At 72.5% G+C, this 18,158-nt stretch carries 17 protein-coding genes; 12 read left to right on the top strand and 5 right to left on the bottom strand.

Annotated elements, in window-relative coordinates; all coding sequences use genetic code 11:
* From OP04_RS23485 to OP04_RS23470, 4 genes are all read left to right on the top strand, one after another.
* Positions 1-199 (top strand): response regulator transcription factor (locus OP04_RS23485; RefSeq protein WP_198153947.1); only part of this gene is annotated, 199 nt, incomplete at its 5' end.
* Between the two features lie 80 nt (positions 200-279).
* Positions 280-1,929 (top strand): FAD-dependent monooxygenase, encoded by a 1,650-nt coding sequence (locus OP04_RS23480; RefSeq protein ID WP_232323704.1) that lies wholly within the window; start codon positions 280-282, stop codon positions 1,927-1,929.
* A 2-nt stretch (positions 1,930-1,931) separates the two neighbouring features.
* Complete coding sequence (locus OP04_RS23475; RefSeq protein ID WP_232323703.1) at positions 1,932-2,549, top strand: hypothetical protein; 618 nt, start codon at positions 1,932-1,934, stop codon at positions 2,547-2,549.
* Positions 2,550-2,642: 93 nt separating this feature from the next.
* Positions 2,643-3,983, top strand: coding sequence for an alpha/beta hydrolase family protein (locus tag OP04_RS23470; RefSeq protein ID WP_157240217.1), 1,341 nt, complete (start codon positions 2,643-2,645; stop codon positions 3,981-3,983).
* A 289-nt stretch (positions 3,984-4,272) separates the two neighbouring features.
* Here the strand turns inward: OP04_RS23470 and OP04_RS23465 are convergent, their stop codons facing one another.
* A complete protein-coding gene (locus tag OP04_RS23465; RefSeq protein WP_033341904.1) occupies positions 4,273-5,763 on the bottom strand; it encodes a M1 family metallopeptidase in 1,491 nt (496 codons plus the stop codon).
* A 72-nt stretch (positions 5,764-5,835) separates the two neighbouring features.
* Positions 5,836-6,729, bottom strand: a complete 894-nt coding sequence (locus OP04_RS23460) for a universal stress protein (protein WP_033341903.1) — start codon at positions 6,727-6,729, stop codon at positions 5,836-5,838.
* Positions 6,730-6,840: 111 nt separating this feature from the next.
* Here OP04_RS23460 and OP04_RS23455 point away from each other — a divergent pair, with 111 nt between their 5' ends.
* The gene (locus OP04_RS23455) at positions 6,841-7,257 is read left to right on the top strand and encodes an OsmC family protein (protein ID WP_033341902.1); all 417 of its coding nucleotides are present in this window, start codon (positions 6,841-6,843) and stop codon (positions 7,255-7,257) included.
* Between the two features lie 43 nt (positions 7,258-7,300).
* On the opposite strand, the gene OP04_RS23450 is transcribed toward OP04_RS23455, so the two are convergent.
* Positions 7,301-8,131, bottom strand: a complete 831-nt coding sequence (locus OP04_RS23450; protein WP_033341901.1) for a polysaccharide deacetylase family protein — start codon at positions 8,129-8,131, stop codon at positions 7,301-7,303.
* A 160-nt stretch (positions 8,132-8,291) separates the two neighbouring features.
* On the opposite strand from OP04_RS23450, the gene OP04_RS23445 reads away from it, so the two are divergent.
* Positions 8,292-8,501: a hypothetical protein gene (locus tag OP04_RS23445; RefSeq protein ID WP_033341900.1), complete on the top strand. Its 210-nt coding sequence runs from the start codon at positions 8,292-8,294 to the stop codon at positions 8,499-8,501.
* Between the two features lie 629 nt (positions 8,502-9,130).
* Positions 9,131-9,736 carry a hypothetical protein gene (locus OP04_RS23440; protein WP_033341899.1) on the top strand — a complete coding sequence of 202 codons (606 nt, stop codon included), beginning with the start codon at positions 9,131-9,133 and terminating at the stop codon, positions 9,734-9,736.
* A 185-nt stretch (positions 9,737-9,921) separates the two neighbouring features.
* Here OP04_RS23440 and OP04_RS23435 read toward each other — a convergent pair whose 3' ends face one another.
* Both OP04_RS23435 and OP04_RS23430 read right to left on the bottom strand, forming a co-directional pair.
* A complete protein-coding gene (locus OP04_RS23435; RefSeq protein ID WP_033341898.1) occupies positions 9,922-11,079 on the bottom strand; it encodes an NAD-dependent formate dehydrogenase in 1,158 nt (385 codons plus the stop codon).
* 90 nt (positions 11,080-11,169) lie between these two features.
* Positions 11,170-12,075 carry a LysR family transcriptional regulator gene (locus OP04_RS23430; protein WP_033341897.1) on the bottom strand — a complete coding sequence of 302 codons (906 nt, stop codon included), beginning with the start codon at positions 12,073-12,075 and terminating at the stop codon, positions 11,170-11,172.
* A gap of 122 nt (positions 12,076-12,197) precedes the next feature.
* Between OP04_RS23430 and OP04_RS23425 the strand changes: the two genes are divergently transcribed.
* The 5 genes from OP04_RS23425 to gcl are packed head-to-tail and all read left to right on the top strand — an operon-like array spanning position 12,198 to position 18,146.
* Entirely contained in the window at positions 12,198-13,220 is a 1,023-nt protein-coding gene (locus OP04_RS23425) for a 2-dehydropantoate 2-reductase (RefSeq protein ID WP_033341896.1), read from the top strand.
* Positions 13,217-14,737 (top strand): aldehyde dehydrogenase family protein, encoded by a 1,521-nt coding sequence (locus tag OP04_RS23420; protein WP_033341895.1) that lies wholly within the window; start codon positions 13,217-13,219, stop codon positions 14,735-14,737. The genes OP04_RS23425 and OP04_RS23420 overlap by 4 nt, the downstream gene beginning before the upstream one ends.
* 8 nt (positions 14,738-14,745) lie before the next feature.
* Complete coding sequence (locus tag OP04_RS23415) at positions 14,746-15,570, top strand: hydroxypyruvate isomerase family protein (RefSeq protein WP_033341894.1); 825 nt, start codon at positions 14,746-14,748, stop codon at positions 15,568-15,570.
* A complete protein-coding gene (locus OP04_RS23410; protein ID WP_033341893.1) occupies positions 15,571-16,467 on the top strand; it encodes an NAD(P)-dependent oxidoreductase in 897 nt (298 codons plus the stop codon).
* Complete coding sequence (gene gcl / locus OP04_RS23405) at positions 16,467-18,146, top strand: glyoxylate carboligase (RefSeq protein WP_085066693.1); 1,680 nt, start codon at positions 16,467-16,469, stop codon at positions 18,144-18,146. Before OP04_RS23410 ends, gcl begins: the two co-directional genes overlap by 1 nt.
* The last annotated feature ends 12 nt before the right edge of the window (positions 18,147-18,158 follow it).

Here is an 18,158-nt window from a genome sequence, read left to right as displayed (position 1 = left end):
GCGCGGCGTGCTCACCCCCGCGGAGTTCAAGGTGGCCGCGCACGTCGCGACCGGCCTCAAACAGCGGGAGATCGCGGCGAAGCTGTTCCTGTCCCCGCACACCGTCGACGCCCACCTGCGGCACATCTACGCGAAACTGAGCATCAACAACCGCGCCGCGCTCGCCACGTGGTACGCCAACCAGGACTCCATCACGTGAACGCGTGATGTGCCCCGCCCCCCGCCCGCGAAAGATGACCTGCGGTGGTGAGGTCGCCGAGGGGGAACGGGGCGGATCGCGTGGCAGGCAGCATTCCGGTGCTCATCGTCGGAGCAGGCCCGACCGGCGCGATCCTCGCGCTCGAGCTGGCGCATCACAGCGTGCCGTGCACGGTGGTGGAGCGGTCACCCGAACCGCCCCGCCACCCCGGCGTCGTCTTCCTCGACGGCCGGAGCATGGAGCTGCTGCGCCGGCTCGGGCTCGCCTCCCGCCTGCGCGACACCTGCCGGATCGACGGCCCGGCCGGCGGCGTGGTCTGGACGAGGGGGCTGGACCAGCCGCCGGCCGGGGTGTGGCCGTCGCCGCCCGAGCCGCCGACCGACGCGGTGGACGGCACCGCCGCGCTCGAACGGGGCCTGTGGGTCCGCGGCGCCGAGCTCACCGCCGCGCTGCGCGCCGCACTCCACCGGAACCCGCTGATCGACCTGCGCGAGGGCTGGACCTTCACCGACCTGCGGCTGGAGGGCGACCGCGTGCTCGCCACCGTGCTGGAGCAGGGCACCGGCGTACGGCACGCGCTCGAAGCGGCCCACCTGGCCGGCTGCGACGGCGCGCGCAGCACGGTCCGCCGCTGCCTCGGCCTCCGGCTCGACCGGACCGGGCCGCCCGCGCGCCGCTGCGCCGTGCTGTTCCGCAGCTCGGACGCGGTGCTGGCCGCGCACGCCGAGGCCGCCGCCGAGATCGTCGCCGGCGAGGCCACGCTCACCTGGCAGGGCGACGGCGACGCCTGGGTGGGCACGGTGCCGCTGGACGAGGGGCCACCGGCCGCGGTCGACCCGGCCGAGGTGCTGCGCGACCGGCTCGGGCTCGACGGGACGTACGACGTGCTCGCCGTGTCCGAATGGGACGAGTCCCCGGCCGTCGCCTCCGCGTACGTGCAGGGCCGCGCCTACCTGGCCGGGGCCGCCGCGCACCGGCTGCGGACCGCGGTCGGCGCGCGCATCGGCACCGACGTCGCGGACGCGGTCGACCTCGGCTGGAAGCTCGCCGCCGCCGTCCAGGGCTGGGGCGGCCCCGGGCTGGCCGACAGCTACCAGGCCGAACGCCGGCACGCCGCGCTGATCGACCGCGAGCTGCACGACCTGGCCGTACAGACGCGGTTGCGGTTCGGCCGGCTGGCCGTGGCCGGCGCGTCCCACGAGCTGCTGGCCGGGTTCGTCGCGCAGGAGTCGCACCAGCTCGGCGACGCCGGCATCGCGTTCGGCCGCCGCCTGGCCGGCTCGCCGGTCGTCTGGCACGAGGCCGGCGGCCCCGGAGACCTGCCGTGGGACAGGATCACGCCCTCGACCTGGCCGGGCAGTCGTGCGCCCGCCGTGCCGCTCGCGGACGGTGCGCCGCTGTTCGACCGTCTCGGCCCCGAGCTGACCCTGGTCGACCTCGGGGCCGGGGGTGCCGGGCGCGTGCTGGCGGAGCGCGCCCGGCGCCGGGGCATGCCGATGACGCACCTGGTCGCGTCCGGACCCGCGGTCGGCGCGGCCTGGGACCGGCGGTACGTGCTGGTCCGCCCGGACCACCTGGTCGCCTGGCGGGGTGACGCACCGCCGCCGGACGAGGACTGGACCGCGGTGCTGGACCTCGTCACCGGCAGGTCCCGTGAACACGTGATGTCCCGTGATCCGTTCGCCGGTGAGACTCGGTCGATCCCGCTGATGACCGAGAGGACGGAGTGACCGTGACTGCCATCGCGATCACCGACTGCTGCTCGACGATGCTCACCGGCACCGTCATCGCCGACTGGCGGCGCCGGCTGGCCCGGGACCGCAACCGGGAGCGCAGCCACTGGCGCACCAAGACCGCGTACTACCGCGCCACCGCCGAGCTCGTGCGTGCCGACACGGGACGCCCGCCCGGCTGGCGGGCCGTGGTCGACGCGGTCCGGCCACAGGGCAGCCGCACCACGTTCTACGAGGTGGCCGGCGACCACGCGCGTCACCCGATGGTGCGTGACCTGGCCCGCGAGGGAAGCCTCGACTCCATCCAGCTGGCGCTGGTCTACCGGCGGGTGGACGCGGTCGCGCAGCTGATCGACGAGACCAAGGTGTGGTCCTTCTGGGAGTACCGGGAGGAGCTGGTACGCCGGTTCGAGGCGGAGACGCCCGGACCGGACGAGGCGGGCAGGGAGGTGCGGGCGGCACTGCTGGCGTGGGCCGCCGACCACCCGGAGCTGGCCGCGGCGCTGCACCACGCGCCGCCGGCCTGCGCTGTCGAAGACCTGGTGGTGCTGAGCGGGGGACGCGCCATGGCGATGCGCGTCGCCCAGGAGCTGACGGGTCTGCTTCGCGCCCGCTGAGCGTCCCGGTGGCCCGGGAGTGTGAAGGGGGCTCCGCCCCGGGCCGCCGGGATCGCTTGACAGGCGTCTATATGGGCACGTTGGATGGGCCCCATGGCCGCCGGATCCGCACTCCTCGCCGCGCTGCTCGCCGCCACGATGCTCCCGCCGTCCGTTGCCCCGGCGGTGGCCTGCGACGCGCCCGCGCCCAGCGCCACCCAGCCCGGATACCTGGTCGCGGACCCGGACTGTGACCTGGACGGCACGCCGTTCGCCCCGATCGCGGGCTCGGCCGTCCACACCGGAGTGGAGCAGGGGGCGGCGTACCGGATCGAGGTCCCGCGCCACTGGAACGGCCGCCTGGTCGTCTTCGCGCACGGCTACCGCGGCACCGGCCCGGTCGTGCACGTCAGCAGCCCGTCGCTGCGCGCCCACTACCTCGACCGCGGCTACGCCTGGGCCGCGTCCAGCTACCAGATCAACGGCTACGAGGTCGGCCAGGGCGTGCGCGACTCGCACGCGCTGATCTCGCTGTTCCGCCGCGTCACCGGCCGCCCCGCACGCTCCGTGCTGATGACCGGCGAGTCCATGGGCGGCCACATCACCGCCGTCGCGATCGAGAAATTCCCCCGGTCGTTCTCCGGCGCCATGCCGGTCTGCGGCGTCCTCGGCGACGCCACGCTCTACGACTACTTCCTGGACGCGAACGTGACCGCCGCCGCGCTGGCCAGCGTGGACATCACCTTCGACACGACGCCGGAACAGTGGCGCGCCCAGGTCGGCGCGATCATGCCCGCGCTCGGCCTCGCCGCCGGCGCCCCGCCCGCGCTCACCCCCGCCGGCCGCGCCTGGTCCGACGTGGTCGAACGCCGCACCGGCGGTGACCGTCCCGGCTTCGACGCGTCCTTCGCCTACTGGAACACCGCCACCTCGCTGGCCCCCTACGCCGACCTGCCGTTCCTCTTCGGCCTCTACCCCGGCCTCTCCGGCAGCGCGGACAACGTCGCCGGCAACCGCCACACCGTCTACCGCCTCACCGACGCCCCGCGCCTCAACCCGGCCGAACGCCGCCTCAACGCCGACGTCCTCCGCGTCACCCCGTCCGCGCGCCCGAGCCCCGGCCTGGGCAGCATCCCGCGCGTCGACGGCCGCCCGCGCGTACCGGTCCTCTCCCTGCACGGCCTCGGCGACCTCTTCGTCCCGTACTCCATGGAGCAGATCTACGCACAACGCTCCGCCGCCACCGGCCGGTTCGTCTCCCGCGCCATCCGCGCCACCGGCCACTGCGACTTCACCCAGGCCGAACTCCAGCGCGGCTTCGACGACCTCACCACCTGGATCGCCACCGGCCGCAAAGCCCCCGGCGACCCTCTCCTCACCCCACCCGCCGTCGCCGCCCCCACCTTCGGCTGCCGCTTCACCACCACCGCCCGCCCCGGCTTCCCGCCCTGCTGACCCGGCCTCCGAGCCCAGTCCCGGCAATCACGGTTCGCCTCACGGGCAGGGCGGCGCTTCCGTGGCCGGCTGCGGCTCCCGTTTTCATGGTGATCGGGGTCTGCACGGTCGTGGGGGTTGTTGCCGGACCAGCGGCGGGACCGGCAGGGAGGAGCGCCAGCGACGACCGGTGCCCGCGGGAGCGTGCGGGCCGCAACCACGCCGGAAGCGGGAAAATGAACTGGATCTTGAATTTGGTGACCCTGCGCGGCCGGTCGTCGCGTGGCGGGACCGGCCGCGGCCTCAGGGGTCAGTGCCGGTGGGCGTCCTCGTGGGAGGCTTCGATCGTGGACCAGGAGGCGGGCTCGGACGGGATGCTCAGCGCGGACACGCCGGCGGCGGGACGGCCCGGGGTGTAGAGCCAGGTCTGGAACAGGGCGTCGAGGTCCTGGCCGGAGAGCTGTTCGGCGAGCGCGATGAACGCCGGCGTCCGGCCGTTGCCGTAGCGGTGGGAGGTGGCCCACGCCTTCAGGATCGCGAAGAACGTCTCGTCGCCGACGGCCGAACGGAGCGCGTGCAACGTGAGCGCGCCACGGTCGTAGACCGCGTCGTCGAACAGGCGCGTGCTGCCGGGGTCGCCCGGGAGCACCTGCCAGAACGGGTCGTCCGCGGGGTAGACCACGGAGTAGACGTAGTCGGCGATCTCGTCGGCGGTGCCCTCGCCCTGGTCCTCGGACCAGAGCCACTGCGCGTACGACGCGAAGCCCTCGTTGAGCCAGATCTCCTTCCAGTCGCCGACCGAGACGCTGTCGCCGAACCACTGGTGGGCCAGCTCGTGCACGATCAGCGAGTTGTTGGAGCCGCGGATGAACGAGCGGCCGTCGTAGACCGGGCGGGTCTGGTTCTCCAGCGCAAAGCCCTGGTCGCCGGCGCCGGTGACGACACCGCCCCGGGCGGTGAACGGGTACGGCCCGAACAGCCCGGCCTCCCAGTCGAGGATCTCGCTGGTGCGCTCCACGCTGGACTTCGCGGCCGCGGCGGTCGCCTCGTCCAGGCGGGTGTTGTAGGCGGTGACGATCGGGCTGCCGTCCGCGGCCGTGTCCCGGTACGTCTCGAAGTCGCCGATCGCGAGGAACGCCAGGTACGGCGCCTGCGGCTTCTCCTGCCGCCACGCCCAGCGGCTCCACCCGGCGAACGCGGGCTCGGCCCAGCGCGTCGGCACGCCGTTGGAGATCGCCTCCACGCCGTCCGGCACCAGGACGGAGACGTCGTAGCCTGCCTTGTCCGTCGGGTGGTCGCTGCTCGGGTACCACCACCAGGCGATCTCCGGCTCGTTGACGGCGAGCGCGCCGTCCTCGGTGCGGTTCCACGACGTGAAGCCGGCGGCGACGACGGAGGAGGGCACGTCGTCGTACTCCACGACGACGGTCAGCGTCTGCCCCTTCAGCACCGGGCGGGCCGGCGTGACGACCAGCTCGTGGTCACCCCGCCGGACCGCGGTGGCGGGCCGGTTGTTGACCCGGACCGCGCCGGTGCGCAGCACGAAGTCGAGGTTGAACGTGGACAGATCCTGCGTGGCGGTGGCCAGGATCGTGGTGGTGCCGGTCAGCCGGTCCGTCTCCGGGTAGTAGCGCAGGCGGATGTCGTAGTGGCCGACGTCGTAACCGCCGTTGCCGTACTCGGGGTAGTAACTGTCGCCCACCCCCGGCGCGCCCGGCGCGGGAGCTGCCTGCGCGCCGGTCTGCACGCCGAGGACGACGGCGAGGACGGCCGCCGCCGTGGTCACGGTTCTGCGAAGCACGGTTGATCCCTTCCGGCGGCCCGGCTCTCGGGCCCCCGGAGACCAACGTATCGAGATGTTTGAACATCGTTGTTACGAGGCAAGCTCCGGATCCACGTCCGCGCGCAGGACCGCGACCGGGCTGTGCGCGTGGTGCAGCACGTACTGGCTGGTCGAGCCGAGCAGCAGCCCGGCGAAGCCGCCGTGCCCGCGCGAGCCGACCACGATCAGCGCCGGGTGCTCCGCGACCTCCAGCAGGCCGGCGGACACCGCGGACTCGACGGACGCCTCGCGCACCGCGACGGACGGGTGCCGGGACCGGCCCTCGGCCAGCGCGTCGTGCAGCACGCGCGCGGCCGCGACCGCGTAGTCCTCCCGGTCGTGCGCGGTCGGGAACGCCATCAGCGCCGGGTCGACCGGCGCGGGCAGGCCCCAGGCGTGCACCGCGATCAGGTCCGCACGCAGCCGTTCCGCCTCGGCGAACGCGAACAGCACGGCCGCGTGCGACGGCGCGGAACCGTCCACACCGACCACGACCGGGCCGCCGGGCGTGGCGGGCTCGCGGACCACCACGGCCGGGCAGCGCGCGTGGCCGGAGACCTGGATGCCGACGGAGCCGAGCAGCAGTCCGGCGAAGCCGCCGTGGCCGCGCGAGCCGACCACGACCAGTCCGGCGCCGTCCGAGGCCTCGATCAGCGCGGCGGCCGCGCCACCGGTCACGGCCTGCGTGCTCACCTCGGCGGCACCGGCCTCGACCGCGACGCGTGCGGCCGCGTCCAGCAGGGCCTGGGCGGCCTTGCCGTACGTCTCCGCGTCCTCCCGCGGGTCGCCGGGCGGCACGAACGGGGAGCCGGGGTAGGGGACGGGCAACGAGTACGCGTGGACGAGGCGCAACGGCGCGCCGTTGGCCCCGGACCTGGCCGCGGCCCAGCGCACGGCCGTCTCCGCCCCGGGTGAACCATCGACGCCGACAACGATCCCGGTCATGATCTGCCTCCTCGGGTCTTTACCCCATATCCTCCCGCAGCCGCGGCGTCAATTCAGACGAACAGCGTGTGGACTGGGCTTTGAGCGGGCCGGGCGGGCAGAATCGCGGGTATGCCAATTCGTACCTCTTCCGCTGTCTGGTCCGGCGACCTCAAGGGCGGTGCCGGCACCGTGGCGCTCGGCTCCGGCGCCTTCGAGGGCCCGTACACGTTCGTCTCCCGCTTCGAGGACGGCTCCGGGACCAACCCGGAGGAGCTCATCGCGGCCGCGCACGCCGGCTGTTTCTCCATGTTCCTGGCGAACGTGCTGGCCGGTGCCGGTTTCACGGCCGACTCGGTGCGCACGTCCGCCGCGGTCACGCTCGGCGCCGGCCCGGCCATCACCGGGATCGCGCTGACCGTGGAGGCCTCGGTGCCGAACATCGAGGCGGACGCGTTCGCCGGTCACGTGGAGACCGCCAAGGCGGGCTGCCCGGTCTCGGCCGCGCTCTCCGCGGTGCCGATCACGGTCGACGCCAAGCTGGTCTGATCCCCTCACCCGGAACGGCCGCCCTGGAGAGGGCGGCCGTTTTCTACGGCAGGGCGACGATCGTGTAGCGCTGCTTGAGGAACGGCAGGATCGTCTTCAACGCCTTCAGCGTCTCCTTGCGATCGCCGCCGCCGTCGTGGAGCAGCACGATCGCGCCCGGGTGCGCCGCGCCGTCGACCGCGTCGCAGATCTTCTTGGAGTCCTTGCTCTCCCAGTCGCGGGAGTCGATGCTCCAGTAGAGCGGCACCATGCCCAGGCCCTGCGCGACCGAGACCGTACGGTGGCTGAAGTTCCCGCCCGGGTTGCGGAAGTAGCGGACCGGCGCATTCGGCACGACGGTGTGGACCGCGTCGTTCGTCCGGACCAGATCCTTGACGATCTCCTCCGGCTTGCGCTCGCTCAGCTGGAAGTCGTGGTTCCACGTGTGGTTGCACAGCGTGTGGCCCTCGGCGACGATCCGGCGCATCTGTGCCGCGTGCTCGCGCACCTGGCTGCCGATCACGCAGAACGTGGCCTTGACGCCGCTCTCCTTCAGCATGTCCAGGACCTTGTCCGTGAACTGCGAGGGCCCGTCGTCGAACGTCAGGCTGAGCTCGGTGGTGCCGGTGTGCCGCTGCGTGCCGTCCGGCCCGCCGAACTCGCGCTGGCGGTTGACCGGGTCCGCGCGCATCGCCGGCCGGGGCGCCTGCGGCGGGGTCTCCGCGAGCGCGGCCTGCTCCTGCACGACGCGCGGCGGTGCCTTGTAGGGGGCGGCGTTCGCCCGTTGCTCACTCGCGGTGACACGGGCCACGACCATCAGGCCGCCGATCACCGCCAGCAGCACCACTGTGGCGATCAGCGCGAGGCGCCGAGGGTCGGTCGTCCACCTGATCATCGCGCGCGCAACACTCCGTCCCACGTCCCGAAAAATCGGTATTTCGCCCTTGGTAGCGCCGTTCGGGCTTCATACAACGTGGGAGCTTCCTGGGTGTCAACCAAGCAAACGGTTGAAGTGCAGTCCGGTTCGAAACCGACACCGTGGGTAACGGAGAGTCATGCGCATCGGCACCCCGGACCCCGGCCACCGCGACACCCCCGCGCCCGCGCCCGGCATCCGCCTGTTCCTCTCCGCCTTCGGCCTGATCAGCTCCCTGATCTTCGCCCCGATCCTCTTCGCCACCGGCTCCCACGCCTTCGGCTGGATCTTCGTCGCGCTGGCCGTCATCGCCCTCGGCGACCTCGCCAACGTCATATTCCGCCGTTAGGTTGCTGTCAACATCCCGACCCCGCCGCTTCCCGCTTTCGCGGTGGTCCGGCTCAAGGACAGATCGAGAACCAGATCTTCCCGCTTCCGGCGTGGTTGCGGTCCGCATGCTCCCGCGGGCGCTCTGCTGACCTGGGCCGAGCCCCAGACCCCACGATCCCGATCTTTCCGCTTCCAGCGTGGTTGCGGTCCGCATGCTCCCGTGGGCGCTCTGCTCACCTGGGGCCGAGCCCCAGACCCCACGATCCCGATCTTCCCGCTTCCAGCGTGGTTGCGGTCCGCATGCTCCCGCGGGCGCTCTGCTCACCTGGGGCCGAGCCCCAGACCCCACGATCCCGATCTTCCCGCTTCCAGCCTGGTTGCGGTCCGCATGCTCCCGCGGGCAAACCTCGCTGCGGGCAAAGACTCCGCTGGCGCTCCGCTTTGCCCTTCGCGTCGGAGCCGGTTCCGCCGCTGGTCACCACAGAGCCGCGAGCCCGCGGGTGACGAGATCCACGACGCGGCGCAGGTGCCGCCGTGTCACGGGGGTGGGCCGGTCGGATCACGGACGTCGTCGTGGGCATCCAGGCCCGCCGCTGGGACGCTGGCTGTCAGTGAGCGCCGGCGTGGCTCCCTGAGGAGGGCGGACCTGTGGGTGACGTCAACAGCACCGCGAGCGGCCCGTCGCGCGGCGCGGCCGTCGGCGCCGCGATCGCCGCGGTCGCGGCCCTGATCGGCATCGTGACCGGTGTCATCGCGATCTATCAGTTCGTGTCGGACGACGAGCCGCCCGGCTTCGAGGGGGACGTCACCGCGGTGGCGGCCAGCCGGGACCTGCGCGCGTTCCTGCGTGATCACGACGGACAGGTGATCCACCTGGACATCCGGTGCGAGCCCGGCGACTCGGAGGAGACCGCCTGTGCGCACGAGGGTGCCACCGAGGGTGAGTCGATCGAGGAGGCGCTGGCCGCGTCGGTCGCCCAGGACGGCAGCGCCTACACGATCCTGATGCTGACCGAGGACGCGTCCTGCCGGATCCGGGCGCTCGCCGATTGCCGGGACGCCTACTGGGTCGGCGTCCTCATCCACCCCTCGATGGAGGCCCAGCTGCGCAACTTCGGCGGCAACATCGCGATGAAGGGCTACTTCACGGTGACCGTGCTGGGCAACGGCCACGTCCCCGGCGGCGGTCCTCCGTGGATCAACTACATCGAACTGCGCGCGGTCCACAACACCGACGCCCGCCGGGCCGGCTGACCGCTCGCCACGAATCCGTGCCGATGCGCGGCGGGTCGTCGCCACCGGGCTGGTCGCCGCCGCACGCGGTGGGCGCGGCGGCGATCAGCGCCGGTGCGGCGCGATCCGCCGAAGTCCCGTGCGCGCTCCTGTTGACCGAGGGTGCGCCTGGGCTTGCCGACGATCGTCGTAGGTGAGGTGGGGATCTAGCGCGCGCTGTACGAGTGCTGCCCGGTGCCGGCCAGCGCGCCACCGTCCACGATCAGGTACTCGTCGCGGATCGGCCGGCCCTGGAAGTAGCACTCCAGGATCTCCCTGGTCCCGGCCGCGTAGCGGGCCTGCGCGGTCAGCGAGGTGCCGGAGATGTGCGGCGTCATGCCGTGGTGCGGCATCGTGCGCCACGGGTGGTCGGCCGGCGCGGGCTGCGGGAACCAGACGTCGCCCGCGTAACCGGCGAGGTGGCCGGACTCGAGCGCGCGCACGATCGCGTCCCGGTCGCAGATCTTGCCGCGCGCGGTGTTCACGATGTACGCCCCGCGCTTCATCTTCGCGATGAGCTCCTCGTTGAACATGCCCTCGGTCTCCGGGTGCAGCGGGCAGTTGATCGTCACCACGTCACAGACCCGGACCATCGACTCGACGCTGTCGTGCCAGGTCAGGTTCAGCTCCTCCTCCACCTCGGCCGGCAGCCGGTGCCGGTCGAAGTAGTGCAGGTTCACGTCGAACGGCTTGAGCCGGCGCAGCACCGCGAGCCCGATCCGGCCCGCCGCGACCGTGCCGACCTCCATCGCCTCCAGGTCGTAGGAGCGGGCCGCGCAGTCCGCGATGTTCCAGCCGCCGTCCAGTACCCACTGGTGCGACGGCAGGTAGTTGCGGACCAGCGACAGGATCATCATGACCACGTGCTCGGACACGCTGATGCTGTTCGAGTACGTCACCTCCGCCACGGTCACACGCTGCGCGATCGCGCCGGACAGGTCCACGTGGTCGCTGCCGATGCCGGCAGTGATCGCGAGCTTGAGGTTCGGGGCCTTCGCCAGTCGCTCCGGCGTGAGGTAGGCGGGCCAGAACGGCTGGGAGATGACGATCTCCGCCTCCGGCAGTTCGCGCTCGAACACCGAGTCCGGCCCCTCCTTGTCCGAGGTGACCACCAGCTCGTGCCCGAGCGACTCCAGGTACGACCGCAGGCCCAGCTCGCCGGTGACGGAGCCGAGCAGCTGGCCGGGTGCGAAGTCGACCTTCTCCGGGTTGGGTACGGTCTGCCCGCCCGGATAGTGGTCGATGTAGGGCAGGCCGTCCCGGGCGAACTCGGTGGGATATCCGTTGACCGGGTCGGGGTAGAGGACGCAGAGAACCTTGGCCATGACGCCGCCCTTCGTTGGGATGTGCCCCCAGCCTCCGGCCCGGCCTGACCGGCCACAATGAGCAATCGCCGAAGGCTCGATCGGTGACGCCTATCGATACAGCTGATCGATCTCCTGCTGCATCTTCAGCCCGGACGCCACGTCCAGCAGGGCCCCGACCGTGAGCGACGGCGTCTTGCGGTCCAGCGTCAGCAGCCCGACCCGGCTGGTGGCGACCGGCCCGGTCAGCGGCACCACGCCGGTGCCCGGCGGCACGCCCATCAGGCACAGCCAGGCCTGCGGGATCACGCTGGAGAACGTGCCGGCCCGCACGTGCGCGCAGAGCGTGGAGATCGAGTTCGTCTCCATCCGCGGGGACACCACCGCGCCCGCGCGGCGGAACAGGCCGTCGACGATCCGCCTGTACTGCATGTCCGTGGTGAGCAGGCACAGTGGCAGCGCGGCCGCCTCGGCCCAGCCCACCTCGTCGCGCGCGGCCAGCGGGTGGTCGTCCGCGGTCAGCAGCAGGTACCGCTCCTCGTAGAGCCGGTGCGTGCGGAACCCGGCCGGCACCGCGCTGGTCAGGTACGTCAGCCCGGCGTCCAGCTCGCCGTCGGTGAGTCCACGCTGGATCTCGGCCGAGGTCAGCGACAGTACGGTCAGGCTGGTACGCGGATGCGCCGCGCAGAACGGCCCGGTGAGCAGCGCGACCGGCGGGAGCGCCGCGGGCACCGCGCCGATCCGCAGCCGGCCCGCGAACCCGCCGCGGGTGAACTCGGCCATCATCGACGACCGGTCCGCCAGCAGCCGTCGCCCCCAGGCCAGCAGGCGCTCGCCCTCCGGCGTGAAGCCCTCGAACCGGTGGCCGCGGCGGACCACGGCCACGCCGAACTCGGCCTCCAGCTTGCGGATGCCGTCGGAGAGCGTGGGCTGGCTGACCCAGCAGGCCGCGGCCGCCCGCCCGAAATGTTCCTCGCGGGCGAGTGCGGTCAGGTATTCGAGCTGACGCAGAAACATGGTGGCACCGCCTTGTCTTCGGTAACCGACTCATCACATACTGTCCTCTCCATAACGTATACAGTCTGCAATCTTGCCAAAAGGTCTGCCAGCGAAAGATTCGACGCCAAGGGAGTCGCCGAATGAAGGTCGCAGTTCTGGGCGCGGGAGCCATCGGGGCGTATGTGGGCGCCTCACTCTGCAAGGCCGGTGTCGACGTGCACCTCATCGCACGCGGCCCGCACCTGGCCGCGCTGCGCGCGGACGGCGTCCGGGTGATCAGCCCGCGCGGCTCGTTCGAGGCGCACCCGCCGGCCACCGACGACCCCGCCGAGGTGGGCCCGGCCGACTACGTGTTCATCGGCCTCAAGGCGCACGCCTACGCGGCCTCCGGCCCGCTGGTCGCGCCGCTGCTCGGCCCGCACACCGCGCTGATCGCGGCGCAGAACGGCATCCCGTGGTGGTACTTCCATCGCCTCGAAGGCCCCTACGAGGACCACCGGATCGAGGCGGTCGACCCGGGCGGCGGCACCTCGGCCGTGCTCGCACCGGAGCGTGCGATCGGCTGTGTCGCCTACCCGGCCGCCGTGATCGAGCGGCCCGGCGTGATCCGGCACCTGGAGGGGACCCGGTTCGCGATCGGCGAGCCGGACGGCACGGTCTCCCGCCGCTGCCTCGACTTCAGCGCCGCCATGGTCGCGGGCGGCCTGCGCTGCCCGGTCGAGCCGAGGCTGCGCGACGACATCTGGATCAAGCTGATGGGCAACGTGGCGCTCAACCCGATCAGCGCGCTCACCCGCGGCACGCTCGCCCAGATGTGCGAGCACACGGGGGTGCGCAGCGTGATCGCCGGACTGATGGCGGAGACGCTGGACATCGCGGCCCGGGTCGGCGCGCGCCCGGAGATCTCCATCGAGCGCCGCATCGACGGCGCCCGCAAGGTCGGCCACCACCGCACGTCGATGCTCCAGGACCTGGAGACCGGCCGCCCGCTCGAACTGGAGGCGATCGTCGCGGCCGTGGTCGAGCTGGCCGACCTCACCGGCGCACCCGCCCCCACGCTCCGCGCCGTGCACGCGCTCACCGACCTGCTGGCCGTGGCCGGCACCTCGAAGACCGGCACCGCCGCCCCGAGACCCAGCACCGCCACCGGGAGGACCCCATGATCCTCAAGCCCGGCACCACCTGGGACGACGCCTATTCCCGCTGCCTGCAAGCCGCGCCCGAGGCGTTTCACGACGACCGCCCGCTCAACCGCTGGGACAACGTCTGGCGACGCGACGGCATCGCCGGGACCGCCCGCTCACCGGTCGACGGCACACCGATCGCCGCCCCGCCTCGGGTGGACCGCGCCACCGCGGCCGCCGCGGTCCGGGCCGCCACCGAGGCGCACACCGCGTGGGGCAGGGTCTCCCTGGAACAACGCGTACGGAAGGTCAGGGCCGCCCTCGACGAGTTCCGCGCCCACCGCGACCTGCTCGCGCTGCTGCTGGTCTGGGAGATCGGCAAACCGTGGCGGCTGGCCTGCGCGGACGTGGACCGCTGCATCGACGGCGTCGCCTGGTACGCGGACGAGATCCCCGCCATGCTCCACGGCCGCACCCCGCTGCCCGGCCCGGTCAGCAACATCGCCAGCTGGAACTACCCGATGAGCGTGATCATGCACGCGCTCCTGGTCCAGGCGCTGGCCGGGAACGCGGTCATCGCGAAGGCGCCCACGGACGGCGGCGTCGCCTGCCTCACGCTCGCCACCGCGCTCGCGGCCCGGCACGGCCTGCCGATCACGCTGCTCTCCGGCGGCGGCGCGGACCTGTCCGAGGCGCTGGTCACCGCGCCGGAGATCGGCTGCGTCTCGTTCGTCGGCGGGCGCACCGCCGGGGGCCGGGTCGCGGCCGGGCTGGTCGACTCCGGCACACGGCACATCCTGGAGCAGGAGGGCCTGAACTGCTGGGGCGTCTGGCAGTTCTCCCGGTGGGATCTCCTGCAGGGACTGGTGCGGAAGTCCTTCGAGTACGGCAAGCAGCGCTGCACCGCCTACCCCCGCTACGTGGTGCAGCGCGCGCTCTTCCCGGACTTCCTGGCCACGTACCTGCCCGCGGTCCGATCCGTCCGGTTCGGGCACCCGCTCGCAGTGGAGCGGCCCGGCGACGACCTGCCGGACCTCGACTACGGCCCGCTGATCACGCCGGCCAAGGCCGCGGAGCTGGCGCGCACGATCGAGGACGCGGTCGACCGCGGCGGCATCCCGATCCACCGCGGCACGCTGGACACCGGGCACTTCCTCGACGGCCAGGACACCGGCGCCTACCTCGCGCCCGCCGCGATCCTGGCACCGCCGCCGTCGTCCCCGCTGTTCCACGCGGAGCCGTTCGGGCCGGTCGACACGATCGTGCTGGTCGACACGGAGGCCGAGCTGCTGGCCGCGATGAACGCCAGCAACGGCGCGCTGGTCGCGTCGCTCGCCTGCGACGACGAGGAGACCGGCCGCAAGCTCGGCGCGGAGCTGCGCGCGTTCAAGGTCGGCATCAACCGGCCGCGCTCCCGCGGCGACCGCGACGAGGTGTTCGGCGGCATCGGCGCGTCCTGGCGCGGCGCGTTCGTCGGCGGATCGCTGCTGGTCCAGGCCGTCACCCAAGGTCCGCCGGGCGAACGGCTCGACGGTAACTACCACCCCGCGAGGTGAGCCCCGCCATGCCGTTCGACGTCAACCTCTCGTTGCTCTTCACGGAGCTGCCGCTGCTGGAACGCCCGGTCGCGGCCGCGGACGCCGGATTCGACGCGGTCGAGTTCTGGTGGCCGTTCGACTCGCCGCGCCCGGCCCGCCGCGACGTGGACGCGTTCATCGGCGCGCTCTCCTTCGCCGGGGTACGCCTCACCGCGCTCAACTTCTACGCCGGCGACATGGCCGGCGGCGAGCGCGGCGTGCTCTCCCACCCCGGCCGCGCGTTCCTGGACAGCGCGGAGGTGGCCGCCGAGATCGGGCGTGCGACCGGCTGCCGCGTGTTCAACGCGCTCTACGGCAACCGGCTGGCCGGCGTGGAACCGGCCGTCCAGGACGACCTCGCGATCCGGAACCTGGCCACGGCCGCCCGCGCACTGGCCGGCGCGACCGTGGTGATCGAGCCGCTGAACGCGCGGGAGAACCCGGACTACCCGATCCGCACGGCCGCGCAGGCGATCGCGGTCTGTGACCGGGTGCGCGCGGTCTCCGCCCGCACCAACGTCAAGCTGCTGCTCGACGTCTACCACCTGCTGTCCGGCGGAGAGGACGTGGCGGGCGCGATCGACTCCTACGCCGGGCGGATCGGCCACGTGCAGATCGCGGACGTGCCCGGCCGCCACCAGCCCGGCACCGGCGGGCTGGACGTCGAGGATCTGCTGCGCCGCCTCGACCGCGCGGGCTACCGCGGGCACGTCGGGCTGGAGTACCGGCCGCTCGGGCCGAGCGAGAACAGCTTCGGGTGGCTGCCACGGGAGCGCAGGCGCACGTCGTACCCGCTGAAAGGGGTGTTGTGAATGGCCCGCATCGGCTTCATCGGCCTCGGGATCATGGGCAGCCCGATGGCCGCCAACCTGCTCAAAGCCGGACACGAGATCATCGGGTACGACCGGAGCGCCGCCCGCCTGGACCAGCTCTCACATGCGGGTGGCCGACCGGCGTCGTCCCTGAAGGACGCCGTCACCAGCGTGGACGTGGTGATCACCATGCTGCCGGACTCGCCGGACGTGGCCTCGGTCGCGACCGGCATCGCCGCCCACGGGCACGCCGGTCAACTGTGGATCGACACCAGCAGCATCGCGCCGGCCACCGCGCGCGACGCAGCCGCGGCCGTGCCGATGCCCGCGGTCGACGCGCCGGTCAGCGGCGGTGAGCAGGGCGCGGTCGACGGCACACTGTCCATCATGGCCGGTGGGCCGACGACGGCCTTCGCAAGAGCGAAACCGCTGCTGGACGTGGTCGGCGGCACGGTGGTGCACGTGGGGCCGTCCGGTGCCGGGCAGACCGTCAAGCTCGCGAACCAGCTGATCGTGGCCGGCGTGATCGAGCTGGTGGCGGAGGCGATCGTGTTCCTGGAGGCGTACGGCGTGGACACGGACGCGGCCGTGCGCGTGCTCGCCGGCGGCCTGGCCGGAAACCGGATCCTGGACCGGAAGGCGGCCGGGATGCTCGCCCGCTCCTTCGTGCCCGGCTTCCGTGTCGACCTGCACCACAAGGATCTCGGCAACCTGACCGCGGCGGCCCGGGACGCGGGCGTGGCGATCCCGCTGGGGGCGATGGTCGCGCAGCTGATCGGCGCGTTGCGGGCCCAGGGCCACGGCGACCTCGACCACTCCGCGCTGCTCCTGCTGGTCGAGCAGCTCTCGACCCGTACCCCCGCTGCTGTTGATCCCGGTTCTGGAGAGGCCGTCTGATGCCCACGATGCCCTGCATGGAAGCGGTCGTCGGCGTGCTCGCGGACGAGGGCGTGGACGTGGTGTTCGGCTGCCCTGGCGCCGCGATCCTGCCGCTCTACGCCGCGCTGCGCACGTCCGGAATCCGCCACCTCATCGTGCGTCACGAGGAGGGCGCCACGCACATGGCCGACGGCTGGGCCCGCACGAACGGGCAGGTCGGCGTCGCGATCGGCACGTCCGGACCGGCCGGCACCAACATGATCACCGGCCTCTACACCGCGATCGCGGACTCGATCCCGATGGTCTGCCTGACCGGCCAGGCGCCCACCACGAAGCTGCATCAGGAGGCGTTCCAGGCGGTCGACATCGTGGAGATCGCCCGGCCGGTCACGAAGTGGGCCGTGCAGGTGCGCGAGGCCGCCCAGGCACCGTGGATCCTTCGGGAGGCGTTCCGTGTCGCCCGCAGCGGACGGCCCGGCCCGGTGCTGGTCGACCTGCCGCTCGACGTGCAGCGCCAGTCCATCGTCTGGGAGCCGTCCCTGTCCGCGCGTCTGCCGGTGATCCCGGCCGCGCCGCACGGGCCCTCGGTGGAGGCCGCGCTGGACATGCTGCTGTCCGCGTCCCGCCCGTTGCTGCTGGCCGGCGGCGGCGTCATCCTCTCCTCTGCTTCCGAGGCCCTGCGTGAGCTGGCCGAGTTCCTGCAGGTCCCGGTCCAGGTGACGCTGATGGGCAAGGGGGCGCTGCCGGAGGACCACGCGCTCTTCGCCGGCATGACGGGCATCCAGACCACCACACGGTACGGGAACGCGTCCTTCCTGGAGTCCGACCTGGTGCTGGCCGTCGGCGCCCGGTTCGGCGACCGTCACACCGGAGATCTGACGATTTATCGTGGTGACAGGCGATTCATCCACGTAGACGTGTCGCCACTGCAGATCGGCCGCGTCTTCGGGCCGGACCTCGGGGTGGTCTCGGACGCGCGGTTGTTCCTGGTCGCCCTGCTGGAGGCGGCCCGCCGCCGGGGAGTCGCCACCGCGCCGGGCCCGTGGGTGTCCCGGGTCGGCGAGCTGCGGTCAACTTTGAACCGGCGCGACGACCACGACACCGTCCCGATCCAGGCGCCGCGCGTCTTCCGGGAGATCAACGCGCACTACGGCCCGGACACCTACTTCGTCACCGCGATCGGGCTCTACCAGATCTGGTCCGGCCAGTTCCAGCAGACGTTCCGCCCGCGCCACTACCAGGTGTGCGGCCAGGCCGGGCCGCTCGGCTGGGAGATCCCCGCCGCGATCGGCGTCAAATCCGCCCGCCCGGACGCGGAGGTGGTCGCCGTGGTCGGCGACTACTCGTTCCAGTTCCTGGTCGAGGAACTGGCCGTCGCCGCGCAGTACGACATCCCGTTCGTGCTGGTCATGCTGAACAACGAGTACCTGGGACTGATCCGCCAGGCCGAGGCCGGCTACGACATGAACTACGAGGTCGACATCCACTACGACTCGTTCGGGTCCGACAACGTGGCGATCATGCGCGCCTACGGCTGCCAGGGCCGCCGGGTGACCGAGCCCGGCGACATCGCGGACGCGCTCGACTGGGCGGACAAGGAGTCACGCCGCACGTCCCGCCCGGTGCTGGTCGAGGTCATGATCGATCGGCTGGCGGGCACCGCGCACGGCACGTCCATCGACGCCGTGGTGGAGTGACGACTGTATGCT

Source organism: Catenuloplanes japonicus (assembly GCF_000717135.1).
Lineage (GTDB): Bacteria > Actinomycetota > Actinomycetes > Mycobacteriales > Micromonosporaceae > Catenuloplanes > Catenuloplanes japonicus.
This window is presented reverse-complemented; position numbering and strand designations above follow the sequence as displayed.